Source organism: Streptococcus infantis (assembly GCF_000963255.1).
GTDB classification, from domain to species: domain Bacteria; phylum Bacillota; class Bacilli; order Lactobacillales; family Streptococcaceae; genus Streptococcus; species Streptococcus nidrosiense.
The window spans coordinates 16,938-30,373 of sequence record NZ_JYOV01000027.1 but is presented as its reverse complement, the minus strand read 5'-3'; the positions used below and the strand labels follow the sequence as shown (position 1 = coordinate 30,373).

Genomic DNA, 13,436 nt, shown 5'->3' with positions numbered 1-13,436 from the left:
AGTACATCCGCATCAACAAGTGCAAGCACGTCAGCAAGTACATCCGCATCAACAAGTGCAAGCACGTCAGCAAGTACGTCCGCATCAACGAGCGCAAGCACATCAGCAAGTACATCCGCATCAACAAGTGCAAGCACGTCAGCAAGTACATCCGCATCAACAAGTGCAAGCACGTCAGCAAGTACATCCGCATCAACAAGTGCAAGTACATCAGCAAGTACATCGGCTTCAACGAGCGCAAGTACATCTGCTAGCACGTCCGCTTCAACAAGCGCAAGCACGTCAGCAAGTACGTCAGCCTCAACAAGTGCAAGTACGTCAGCAAGTACGTCAGCAAGTACGTCCGCTTCAACAAGCGCAAGCACATCAGCAAGCACATCAGCTAGCACGTCAGCAAGTACATCCGCATCAACAAGTGCAAGCACGTCAGCAAGTACATCCGCATCAACGAGCGCAAGCACGTCAGCAAGTACATCGGCTTCAACAAGTGCAAGCACATCAGCAAGCACATCTGCTTCAACAAGTGCAAGTACTTCAGCAAGTACATCGGCTTCAACAAGTGCAAGTACTTCAGCAAGTACATCTGCTTCAACAAGTGCAAGTACATCTGCTAGCACGTCCGCATCAACAAGCGCAAGCACATCAGCAAGCACATCGGCATCAACAAGTGCAAGCACGTCAGCAAGTACATCGGCATCAACAAGTGCAAGCACATCGGCAAGCACGTCAGCAAGCACGTCAGCTTCAACAAGTGCAAGTACATCAGCAAGTACATCGGCTTCAACGAGCGCAAGCACGTCAGCAAGTACATCCGCTTCAACAAGTGCAAGCACGTCAGCAAGTACGTCGGCCTCAACAAGTGCAAGTACATCGGCAAGCACGTCAGCAAGTACATCCGCCTCAACAAGTGCAAGCACGTCAGCAAGTACGTCGGCCTCAACAAGTGCAAGCACGTCAGCAAGTACGTCCGCATCAACGAGCGCAAGCACGTCAGCCTCAACAAGTGCAAGCACGTCAGCAAGTACGTCCGCATCAACGAGCGCAAGCACGTCAGCCTCAACAAGTGCAAGTACGTCAGCAAGCACATCAGCTTCAACAAGTGCAAGCACATCAGCAAGTACGTCGGCTTCAACGAGCGCAAGTACTTCAGCAAGTACATCTGCATCAACAAGTGCAAGCACGTCAGCAAGTACATCAGCCTCAACGAGCGCAAGCACATCAGCAAGTACGTCAGCATCAACAAGTGCAAGTACTTCAGCAAGTACCTCAGCTAGCACGTCAGTCTCAACAAGTGCAAGCACGTCAGCAAGTACATCCGCCTCAACAAGTGCAAGTACGTCAGCAAGTACATCCGCTTCAACGAGCGCAAGTACATCAGCAAGTACATCGGCCTCAACAAGCGCAAGCACGTCAGCAAGCACATCTGCTTCAACAAGTGCAAGTACGTCAGCCTCAACGAGCGCAAGCACGTCAGCAAGTACATCGGCCTCAACAAGTGCAAGCACGTCAGCAAGCACATCTGCATCAACAAGTGCAAGCACATCAGCAAGTACATCCGCATCAACAAGTGCAAGTACATCGGCCTCAACAAGCGCAAGCACGTCAGCAAGCACATCTGCTTCAACAAGTGCAAGTACGTCAGCATCAACGAGCGCAAGCACGTCAGCAAGTACATCTGCTTCAACAAGTGCAAGTACTTCAGCAAGTACATCCGCTTCAACAAGTGCAAGTACTTCAGCAAGTACATCCGCTTCAACAAGCGCAAGCACCTCAGCAAGTACATCAGCTTCAACAAGCGCAAGCACCTCAGCAAGCACGTCAGCATCAACAAGTGCAAGCACCTCAGCAAGTTCATCTGTTGTTACAAGTAAGGGAATGCCAGAAAGCTTGTCACTTGATAGCTTAGATATTGATAGTATTATTACATCGGATTCAATTAGTACATCAGTATCACAATCACTATCATTGTCAACAAGCATTAGTCAATCAATGCCTCATTCTACTTCAACAAGTTCAAGTGCTTCAACATCAATGCCTCATTCGGCATCAACAAGTACAAGTGCTTCAACATCAACGATTCATTCGACTTCAGCTAGTCAAGCTCCTCAAACTGAAACCACTAAGACACGTAAGCAATTACCAAATACTGGTGAAACTGCTTCAGCTACAAACGCTCTCCTTGGAGTTGTAGCAGGTCTAACAGGATTAGGTTTGATCGCTAAACGTCGTAAACGTGATGAAGAATAAATCTTGCTTTAGACAGCCAAAATAGACTAATTAGGTTGTCGTAAAACCTCCAAAAGTTAAAAACTTTTGGAGGTTTTTATATTCTTCAAAAGTGAGATGCCATAGTTGCCATGCTTTGTGAAATAGCCTAAAAAATGGTATAATGTATGATGATAGTTTTTAACAATAAGAGTTTCGACTTTTAGAAAATATGCTTATGAATAAATTTTGAAACAAGGATAAAGGAGTAGAATTGGAACATCTAATTAGTGTTGTTATACCTGTGTATAATGTGGAAAATTATTTGGAAGAGTGCATTCAAAGTGTGCTAAATCAGACCTATACAAATCTGGATATAGTTCTAGTAAACGACGGTTCTACAGATGCTTCAGCGGAAATATGTGATAGATTTGCTGAATTGGATAGCCGAGTTCGTGTATTCCACACAGAAAATAGGGGTGCGGCTTTGGCTAAAAATTTCGGTGTTACTCAAGCACTCGGTGAGTATGTCCTTTTTGTAGATTCAGATGATATCGCTGAAAAAAGAATGGTAGATACTTTGCATAGACAAGTGGAAGAAACTGGGGCAGATATCGTAATCGGCAATTATTTTATTTATGATGAGAATGATGGACAGTGTAAATTCTATGTACTAGAAAGAGATTTTTGTATTGAAGAATTATCAGCTCAAGAATTAATTGATCGTCAAGCGGGTTATTGGCATCTAAATGCTTCAGCCTTTATTATGCCTATGTTTAAGCTGTTTAAAAAAGATTTGCTATTGCAAGTTCCATTTACGAATGGTCGGCGTTTTGACGATGAGGCTACTATTCATAGGTTGTTTATAAAAAGTCAGAAAACAATTTTTGTAAATGATAATCTTTATATCTATCGTGTTAGACAAGGTAGTATCATGACTTCGCAATTTGATCTATCTTGGGTACAGGATATCTTGCAAGTATTTAGTTTAAAACTTGCGGATCTTGTTCTTGCTGGTATTGATACCAGTGTTATGAGAACTCGTTTTATAAATATCCTGAATGAATATAAGTACTTATGTGAAACTTATAATTTGACTGATACTGATGAGTATAGAGAGATTTTGTTTAGATTAGATTTGTGTGAGAAATAGGCTTGAAAGCCAAATTGATAGTAAATAAGAAAGCTATGCGGAACTATAAGGGGGATGAGTACCCTTTAAATGAAAAATGAAAGATAGAGGAGAGTAAAATGCAGGGGGATATCACTAACCCAAAAAGAGCTATCGTACTTGGAGCCGATAGCAATTATATGGATAAGGTAGAAACAACTGTAAAGTCAGTCTGTAGCCATAATAGGGATATAAGATTTTATATTTTTAACAGTGATTTTCCCACAGAGTGGTTTCAATTGATGAACAAAAGACTGTCTGTATTAAATTCGGAGATTATCAATATAAAAATCACAGATGATACGATTAGTCACTTCCATCTTCCTACTCCCCATCTTAGTTCTGCTGCCTATCTTCGATATTTTATTCCAAATTTTGTTTTTGAAAAGAAGGCCCTCTATCTTGATAGTGATATCATCGTAACCTCTAGTTTGACAGCATTGTTTGATCTTGATTTGGATGGTTGCCCCCTTGGAGCTGTTCCAGATATTCCTACTACTGATGAGGAGTTTAACTCAGGCGTGCTACTAATTGATACGGATATGTGGCGTAAAGAAAACATTTCCAGCCAGTTGTTTGAGTTAACTATAACTCATCATGAACATGTTTATGGAGATCAGGGAATTTTCAATTTGCTGTTTAAAGATAGATGGAAACGTTTGGATTTGACCAACAATTTACAAGTAGGTCAAGATGCCCATAGACACTATTTGGGAGATTTTGGATGGTACGGACTATTTGATGGTATTCCTAATATTATCCACTACACGACGGAAAATAAACCATGGAAGCATTTTCGCTTTAATCGTTTTCGAGAAATTTGGTGGTTTTATTATGGCTTGAATTGGAATGATATCCTCTTGGATTCTTATGTCTTGCAAGAACAATTCGAAAACTTGATTTCCCCCATCTCCCAACATGTGAGTGTTTTTACCAATACAGGAGACATCGAGAGTATAGGTTATTTACTTGAAAAATTACCAGATGTCCAATTTCATATTGTAGCTCCAACATATTTTTCTCCTAATGTTATCGAATTGCAACGCTATTCAAATTGTTACATTTATCCATGTGCCGATCCTAAAATGAAGCAAGACATCATAGATAAAACAGATGTCTATCTAGATATTAACTACGGACCAGCTATGGACCAAGTGCTACAGGAGATGGTACGACAAGGTAAGACGATCTACTCATTTGATTCTACCAATCATTTTTCTCACGGGGAAAGCACGATCTTTACAGTTGGTGAGATAGATGAATTGATTAGAAAAATAGAAGAAGGTGGAGATAACAATGTATCAAAAAGTGATCGCTCTTGGAGCTGATATTCATTACCTTGATAAGGTAGAAACCGTGATAAAGTCAGTATCGGTTCATAATCATAAAGTGAAATTTTATGTGTTTAATGACGATTTGCCTAGTGAATGGTTTTTGTTGATGAGAAATCGTTTGAAGGTTATTGGTTCTGAGATTGTCAATGTCAAAAAAACAGCTCATAATCTTCGCGATTTCCACTTGCCGAATGCAATCCTGTCCTATGCGGCTTTCTTTAGATATTTCATTGCAGATGAAGTGCTAGAAGATAGGGTTCTCTACTTAGACTCGGATACGATTGTCAATGCAAAACTAGATGACTTATTCTACTTGGATTTACAGGGATACGCTATCGCAGCTGTTCAGGATTTTGATCAGAGTGGTTGGTTAACAACCTTTAATTCAGGTGTGATGGTGATTGATGCAAAGAAATGGCGAGAAAATCGGTTGACACAAAGTCTGCTAGAGTTGACTGTCCAACACCATGAACATGTCTATGGAGACCAAGGAATTCTCAATATGCATTTCGGCGATCAGTGGCTACATTTGGATAAAGAATACAATTTCATGGTTGGTTTGGATCAATTTCTCCATTTAAGTGGGAATGGGGAATGGTATCAGTCTCACTATTACGGAAATTGTGAACCAAAGATTATCCACTATACCACAGAATTTAAACCATGGACTCATTTGACCTTGACACGTTTTCGTAAGTTATGGTGGTTTTATTATGGTTTGAACTGGAATGATGTATTGTTAGAAACAGATATCATCAGTCGTTCATTTACAGAACTGGTGAAGGCTCCCTTATATCATACTTGTATTTTCACAAATAGTGCTGGTCTAGAATCAATAGAATACCTATTATCCGAATTGCTAGAAGTTCATGTTACGATATTAGCTCCAACAGATTTTGCAGAGAGTGTAGTTGATATGCAACGATTTTTGAATCTTTCAATTTATCCAAACTTTAGTCCTTTTAACAAGAAGGAGACCTTGGACAAAATGGATTTCTATCTGGATATCAATCATGGTGGGGTTGTAGGGACTATTATCGAAGAAATTCATGACAAAAACAAACCAATCTTCGCTTTCGACACTACCAGTCATGACTCAAGCGGAAGAAGTCAGATTTTTTCATCTGCTGAACCAGAGAAAATGGTAGAGGAAATTCGAAAATTTTTAGGAGAAAAACTGAATGGAAAATGAATTGATCAGTGTTATTGTGCCCATTTTTAACGTGGAGAATTATCTTCGAGAATGTTTGGATAGTATTCACCATCAAACCTATGAAAATTTTGAATGCTTATTAATCGATGATGGTTCTCCAGATAAGTCGGCAGAGATTTGTAAAGAATATGTTGCCAAAGATTCACGCTTTCGTTATTTTAAAAAAGAAAATGGAGGAGTATCCTCTGCTCGAAACTTAGGAATGAGATGTGCGGTTGGAGATTATATTACTTTTGTAGATCCAGATGACTTTTTGACGCCAAATTATTTAGAAATTTTGTATTTAAAAATGCTAGAGTATAGTGTAGATGTAGTCATTGCTACTTATACAATTTACAGTGTGAATGATGCTTGTTGGTATCTTCATGTTTTAGATAAAGACTATTATGAAAGAATATATACTGGTGATGAGTTATTAGCCGAATTACCACATAGAGAAAGTTTTGATAGAACATTTAATGTTTCCTGGGGGAAATTATTTAAACGATCTTTGCTTCACTCTCTAGTCTTTAATGAACAGAGAGTAATGGGAGAGGACTTGGAATTTAATTTCAAAGTTTTTCTGCGACTTGATAAGTGTTTGTATATTCACAAACCACTTTATAATTTTAGGTGTCATGATTCGTCCGCTTGTGCGAGAATGTTGACAGATAAATATTTGGTAGATGATTTGGAGATAAGGATGGGGAGAATTCCTTATCTTCTCGTAAGAAACATAGACCCACAAATCTATATTGAAAAAACGAAAGAATTTTTGAGAGTACGTATTCAACACAAGGAAGAACTAGGAATAGAAAATACTAATGGTATTCAAATCTATGAAGATGTTGTTAGATATTTGTAGGATATAAAATACTCAATAGTTCAGCTAAGTCTTGAATTTTTTATAAAAAATAAAAAGGAGGATAATGGTTTAATAATGCAAGAATTAATCAGTCTCATAGTTCCAATCTATAATGTTGAGAATTATCTTCGAGAATGTTTGGATAGTATTCACTATCAGACCTATGAAAATTTTGAATGTTTGTTAATTGATGATGGTTCTCCAGATAAGTCGGCAGAGATTTGTAAAGAATATGTTGCCAAAGATTCACGTTTTCGTTATTTTAAAAAAGAAAATGGAGGACTATCTACTGCGCGTAATTTCGGAATCGAAGTTGCAAATGGAGAATTTCTGGTATTTGCCGACGGAGATGATATTATAGACAGGTATCAATTGGAATTTCTTTATGATAAATTGAAGGAATATGATGCAGATATAGCCATTGGGAGCTATCATCAGTATTCTGAAAAAGACGGATGCTTTTATATACACTTTACGGATGAAGACTATGTAGAGCAACCTTATGGACCTGATGAGCTGATCATGAAAATTCCAGAATTGGAAAAAATTGATTTGTCATTTGTGACAGCTTGGGGAAAATTGTTTAAAAAGAAATTATTTAATCATGTTAGATTCCCCAAAAATAAGTTGGCTGAAGATGCATTTATCATGTATAAATTGTTTTTACAATGCGAAAAAATAATTTTTATCAAGAAAAGTCTTTACACCTATCGTAAGTCCGATACTAGTTTAACAGGTTGCAAAATGTCAGAAGAAAAACTTAGTTTTGCTCCCGAAGCGCGAATGGAGCGTTTGGCAATACTAGCAGCATTAGGATATGATGTTAGTGAACATGCCCGTTGGTATTTGGAAGGATTGAAATTTTCCTTATATGAAGCAGGTGAAAATGTCTTAGAATCTACAGAAACTGCCCGACGTATTAGGGAAAATGTATATTTTCTTGAACATTATTCAATTAAATGAGTTGGCAAAGTAGTTGTCGAAAATCTAGTGTAGAAGAATATTAGAAACTATTTGTTAATAAATTTCGTAGAAAGTATACTCATAGTGAGTAACTCATAAAAGGATTTATATGAAAGCAATTGTTCTTGCTGGAGATAAGAACTATCTTACTCCAATGCTTACGACGATAAAGTCTATTTTGTATTATAATCAACAGGTTAAAATTTATATTTTGCATCAGAATATTCCTAGTGATTGGTTCCATGAACTTAAAATTCAAGTGGAAAAGTTAGGAAGTATTGTAGAGGATGTTTATATTGGTGATACGATTGATTCTGAGTGGAAAACTCGTGCGCACATTTCACCGATAGCTTATGCTCGATACTTAATTCCACGCTTGATTACAGAAGAGAGAGTAGTCTATTTAGATAGTGATATCATTGTCCATGGAGATTTGAGGCCACTATTTGAGTTAGATTTAGGTGACTACTCTTTAGCAGCAGTGAGAGATGTGGATGGAAACGGTTTTAACTCTGGGATGTTGGTCATTGATAGCCCAAAGTGGAGGGAGAAGGATATTACTACTATGCTGTTTGATAAAACAGTAGAGTATATGTCAGGTATTGAACAAGCTACTCCTGAAGGCTTTAATGGAGATCAGACGATCTTTAATTTGGTTTTTCAACATCGTTGGTTGGAGTTGGATAAAAGTTTCAATCTTCAAGTAGGCCATGATTTGGTTGCTTTTTATAGTCACTGGGATTCACATTTTGAATTGGATAAAGAACCACTTATTATCCATTACACAACTCATCAAAAACCATGGAAAACGTTAATTGGTTATCGTTACTGGGATTTATGGTGGGCTTTTCGAGATGTTAGTTATGATCAGATTGCTGCCCATTATCAAGGATATTTTACCATTAAAAGAGTTTATGAACGCCACGATACTAATCTGTTTATATTTACAGATAGTCAGGATTTACTCTATATGGAGGAATTGGTTCAGTCACTTCCAGAGGTTGCTTTCCATATTGGTACCTATACAGATATGGGGGACATTCTTCTGTCTTTTGATCAGTATCCAAATGTTTATTTGTACCCCAATATGGTAGGAGTGGTGATTGATGAGATGATTGAGAAGTCAGATGCTTATTTGGATATTCATAAGGGAAGTCCGATGGAATTTATTGTCAATCGCTATATCAGTGCAGGAAAACCAGTATTGACTTTTGATGTGACCAATAAAAATCAGTTAAAGAGAACAGTGGTTCCTTCTCAATCTCCTCTGGAAATGATAGAAGCCATAAAAGAGTTACAGAGAAAAAAAGTTGAAAAAAAAGCAATTGCATTAGCTGCTAATTATCAATCTGCTGATCAGGTGCTAACTACAATCAAATCAATCTGCTGTCATAATCGAGGACTTCGTTTTTATCTGATGAACAGCGATTTTCCGACAGAATGGTTTTATAATCTTAATCGTAAATTAAAGAAGTTAGACTGTGAAATCGTCAATGCCCGTGTTAATAGCTCCCATCTCAACCAATATGTAACAAATGTTCATAAAGAAGCATTTTTACCTTGTTTTATTTCGGATTTTGTTGAGGAAGATAAGGTCCTATATCTGGACTGTGATTTGGTTGTCACAAGAGACCTAAGTTCCCTGTTTGCTGTCGAATTGGGAGACTATCCCTTGGGTGCTGTTAAAGATTTGGGTGGACAAATTTATTTTGGTCAACATATTTTTAATTCAGGTGTGATGCTAATCAATAATCGTCTTTGGAAACAAGAAGAAATACGCAAGCAGCTAATTGAAATGACCAATGAGTTGCATGACAAGGTTGCTCAAGATGTTCAAAGTATCTTGAATATCTTATTTAAAGACCATTGGTTGGCTTTAGACTTTAAATATAATTGTAGTACCTTGCACATGCATTTTTCAGATTATCGACCAAAACCTGGGACTTATCCACCGATTATTCATTATTTGACAGAGAGAAAACCATGGGGATTGTATGAACGCTCCATTTATCGAAATGTTTGGTGGTATTACAATGCCCAAGATTGGTCGGACATGAACGAGGTAACTCCTTATTTGACACAAGAACAGGTGAATCACTACACAGGGATTCAACATTCAGCACTAGTTTATACCTTCTCAAGTGACTTGAGAAATATGGGATACTTGATTGAAAATCTACCAGATGTCAAGTTTTATGTAGCTGCCCCAGTCATGGTAGCTGATAGTATTACAGATCTACTAGCCTACCCCAATGTCTCTGTCTTATCGGATATAGCAGGGCAGCCAGCTTTGATTGATAGTTTAGTTGAAGGCTGTGACTTCTTACTGGATATTAATGCTGATATCGAAGTTGACGGGATCATTAGGCGCTTCCAAGAAGCTGGAAAACCAGTATTTGCTTTTGAGAGTGTAGCCCATGGTGAACAAGGTCAGTTCCTTTATGACCAAGCGCATCCGGAAGAGATGGCCCTAGCTATTGAAGCCTACTGTCAAAATGGAGAGCTACCTGTAAAAAAGCTTCAATCCTATCCAAAGGTACTGGATATCCAGCAGAGTCTTGATTATATACTAGAACACCATTCTTCTGTTATTCGCTATGGGGATGGAGAAATGGATATCATGATGGGACACGGGATTCCTTATCAAGACTACGATGTGACACTGGCAGAACAGCTTAGAAATATGATCCAACTAGAAAGTTCACCAGAATTGCTGGTTTGTCTTTCAGATGTTTTTGAAGGATTGGAACGCTACAAGTCAGAAGCTGTCAATTTTTGGCAAATGCATTTGGAGCAATATAAAGAAGCTTATCATAGATTTTGTACAGCAAGCTTTTATGGTTCGACTTTTATATCTCGTCCTTATATGGACCTCAAAGATAAGTCTGCTTCAGTGGCTCACTTTGAAAAATTAAAGAAACTTTGGGATAAACGAGATATCTTGATCGTCGAAGGTGAAAACTCACGTTCAGGAGTTGGTAATGACCTTTTTGACAATGCTCAGTCAGTTGAGCGTATTATCTGCCCTTCTAGAAATGCCTACAGTAAAGTTCAGTCAATTCAAGAAGCGATAGAGAAGCATGCCGATGGTAAAGTAGTATTCTTGATGCTTGGTCCTACAGCTAAGGTTTTGGCTTATCATTTAAGCAAAAAAGGTATACAAGCGATTGATTTAGGTCATATTGATTCCGAATATGAGTGGTTTAAGATGGGAGCAACTTCAAAAGTAAAATTCTCACATAAGCATACCGCAGAGCATAATTTTGATCAAGAAATTCAGCTAGTTGAGGATGAAATTTATAATAAGCAAGTTGTCGTAAGGATTTAAATAGGATTATGAAGATAAATATTACAAATATTTACGGTATGTCTGGTCAGAGTACAGCTTTGATCGCCCAGAATGAAACCGTTAAAATTGCAAGAAAGTTAGACTTTCACGAGCTTGGCTTTTACTTTTACGATATTTATAGTGATAGTCAAGGTGAGTTGAATAGCCGTTTAGATGGTGTCATGGCTCGAGTGGGTTACGGTGATATTGTCGTTTATCAATCTCCATCATGGAATGGTAGGGAGTACGATCAAAATTTCATTAGGAAATGTAAGATTTTAAATACGAAAATTATTACCTTCATTCATGATGTTCCACCCCTTATGTTCCCATCAAATTATTACTTGATGCCTGAGTACATTGAAATGTACAATCAATCGGATCTAGTAGTTGTTCCATCAGAACAAATGAAGGAACGGCTCATTCAGGAAGGATTGACAGTTCAAAAGATTATTATCCAAGGCATGTGGGACCATGTTCATGACTATCCTTTGAGACAACCTGCTTTTCAGAAAAAACTATCTTTTGCGGGTAGTGTGGAGCGTTTTGAGCACTTATCCAACTGGGCTTACTCAACCCCTCTCGATATTTTCTCAGAATCAAATCAAGAGAATCGTAACCCAACAGTTTCCTTTAGAGGTTGGAAAACCGATCCAGAGTTGCTTCTTGCTTTGTCAGAGGGAGGATTTGGTTTAGTATGGGGAACCAGTGAAAATCCAGTGGATGAGGCAGACTACTATCGCTTGAATATCTCTCATAAAGTTAGCACCTATCTTGCTGCTGGAATTCCAGTAGTAGTGCCATCCTATCTCTCAAATGCCAGTTTCATAAGGGAAAAAGGCTTAGGTTATGTAGTGGATAGTTTGGAAGAGGCCAATCGTCTAGTAGAGGAAACAACAGCAGAAGCTTATCAATACATGGTTGAAAATGTATATAAAGTTAGTTATGCCTTGAAAGAAGGCTACTTTACAAAAAAACTATTGATTGATGCAGTGATGCAAGTTTTGGATATCTAGAGCATGATCGTTATGGAATGCCCTCATCCATTAGGATGAGGGAATACCATTATTGGCAAAAGATTTATTTATAGATTTAGCCATTTTTATTAGAATATCTCATTGGTTAAATAAAGTAGGAGAAAAATTTGAAGAAAAAATTGACATCGGTCGTCGTTAAAAGAGTCATGTGGACGATTTCCTTCTTATTTATTTACGTTTTAGGAAGTAGATTGACCCTTCCCTTTGTAAACGTAAATGACACGAATTTTTTGGGTGGAACTACAGCTTTCTTAGCCTTTTCAACTGCTATAACAGGTGGCAATCTTCGGAGTCTTTCCCTATTTTCAGTTGGACTGTCTCCATGGATGTCGGCTATGATTTTGTGGCAAATGTTTAGCATGTCTAAAAAACTTGGATTGGGGAGTTTACCAATTGAAGTTCAAGATCGAAGAAAAATGATCTTAACTTTTGTAATAGCTTTGATCCAATCGTTAGCCATTACCCTAAATCTCCCAATTCAGTCAGGGGTGAATTATGGGTTAGTATTGATTTTGAACGTTTTACTCTTAATTTCAGGAACTTTTTTCTTAGTCTGGTTATCGGATCTGAATTCTTTGTTTGGTGTAGGGGGCTCTCTAGTTATCTTGATGTCTAGTATGGTAGCTAGTATGCCACAAAATATACTCAATAGCATTATAGAATTACAGGTTGGCCCTTTATTTGTTGGACTATTGCTTATACTTTCTCTTACTTTTTTATATATTTCTGTCATCATGCAAAGGGCACGCTACCGTATTTTAGTGAATAAGATTACGATTCACAATCGTTTTAAACGCTATTCTTATTTGGATATTCAGCTAAATCCTGCAGGAGGAATGCCTTTTATGTACGCCATGTCCTTGGTATCTATTCCGCAGTATTTTCTAATGTTACTCCAAATTATTTTTCCAAATGCTTCCTGGATACAGGATTGGATAGGTCAATTTGCAATTGGACGACCGGTCTGGCTGTATACATATATTGTGGTACTGTTTATATTGGGACTTGCTTTCTCTTTTATTAATATGAATGGAGAAGAAATTGCTGAGAAGATGAAAAAATCTGGGGAGTATATCTATAATATATATCCAGGAGAAGAAACAAGCCGGTATATCAATTGGTTGATCTTGCGTTTTGCAGTTATTGGCTCTACTTATACTGTTTTGATGGCAGGATTGCCGATGTTGATTGTATTATATGATCCGCGCTATATGCAACTAACGATGCTTCCAGGTTTATTCTTTATTTTTAATGGCATGGTGTTTAATATCAAGGAAGAAATTGATGCCTTGACATTAAATGAGAACTATAGACCACTCTTAGAAATCGATTCATAATTGT

General features: G+C 37.8%; 10 protein-coding genes. 9 read left to right on the top strand and 1 reads right to left on the bottom strand.

Annotation, left to right across the window (positions count from 1 at the left end):
* Positions 1 to 1,979 (bottom strand): hypothetical protein (locus TZ96_RS11125; RefSeq protein WP_045763927.1); only part of this gene is annotated, 1,979 nt, incomplete at its 3' end.
* Positions 1,980 to 1,989: 10 nt separating this feature from the next.
* On the opposite strand from TZ96_RS11125, the gene TZ96_RS11120 reads away from it, so the two are divergent.
* The 9 genes from TZ96_RS11120 to secY2 all read left to right on the top strand — a co-directional run bounded on the left by TZ96_RS11120 (position 1,990) and on the right by secY2 (position 13,432).
* Positions 1,990 to 2,247: an LPXTG cell wall anchor domain-containing protein gene (locus TZ96_RS11120; RefSeq protein WP_431305820.1), complete on the top strand. Its 258-nt coding sequence runs from the start codon at positions 1,990 to 1,992 to the stop codon at positions 2,245 to 2,247.
* A gap of 232 nt (positions 2,248 to 2,479) precedes the next feature.
* Positions 2,480 to 3,358: a glycosyltransferase family 2 protein gene (locus tag TZ96_RS09835; protein ID WP_045763925.1), complete on the top strand. Its 879-nt coding sequence runs from the start codon at positions 2,480 to 2,482 to the stop codon at positions 3,356 to 3,358.
* A gap of 98 nt (positions 3,359 to 3,456) precedes the next feature.
* Positions 3,457 to 4,704 (top strand): glycosyltransferase family 8 protein, encoded by a 1,248-nt coding sequence (locus TZ96_RS09830; RefSeq protein ID WP_045763924.1) that lies wholly within the window; start codon positions 3,457 to 3,459, stop codon positions 4,702 to 4,704.
* Entirely contained in the window at positions 4,673 to 5,902 is a 1,230-nt protein-coding gene (locus TZ96_RS09825) for a glycosyltransferase (RefSeq protein WP_045763923.1), read from the top strand. Before TZ96_RS09830 ends, TZ96_RS09825 begins: the two co-directional genes overlap by 32 nt.
* Positions 5,892 to 6,767: a glycosyltransferase family 2 protein gene (locus TZ96_RS09820; RefSeq protein WP_045763922.1), complete on the top strand. Its 876-nt coding sequence runs from the start codon at positions 5,892 to 5,894 to the stop codon at positions 6,765 to 6,767. Before TZ96_RS09825 ends, TZ96_RS09820 begins: the two co-directional genes overlap by 11 nt.
* A gap of 75 nt (positions 6,768 to 6,842) precedes the next feature.
* Positions 6,843 to 7,730 carry a glycosyltransferase family 2 protein gene (locus tag TZ96_RS09815; RefSeq protein ID WP_045763921.1) on the top strand — a complete coding sequence of 296 codons (888 nt, stop codon included), beginning with the start codon at positions 6,843 to 6,845 and terminating at the stop codon, positions 7,728 to 7,730.
* Positions 7,731 to 7,839: 109 nt separating this feature from the next.
* Positions 7,840 to 11,058: an SP_1767 family glycosyltransferase gene (locus tag TZ96_RS09810; protein WP_045763920.1), complete on the top strand. Its 3,219-nt coding sequence runs from the start codon at positions 7,840 to 7,842 to the stop codon at positions 11,056 to 11,058.
* Between the two features lie 8 nt (positions 11,059 to 11,066).
* Positions 11,067 to 12,074 carry a sugar transferase gene (locus tag TZ96_RS09805; protein ID WP_045763919.1) on the top strand — a complete coding sequence of 336 codons (1,008 nt, stop codon included), beginning with the start codon at positions 11,067 to 11,069 and terminating at the stop codon, positions 12,072 to 12,074.
* A 128-nt stretch (positions 12,075 to 12,202) separates the two neighbouring features.
* Positions 12,203 to 13,432, top strand: coding sequence for an accessory Sec system protein translocase subunit SecY2 (secY2, locus tag TZ96_RS09800; RefSeq protein WP_075230489.1), 1,230 nt, complete (start codon positions 12,203 to 12,205; stop codon positions 13,430 to 13,432).
* The last annotated feature ends 4 nt before the right edge of the window (positions 13,433 to 13,436 follow it).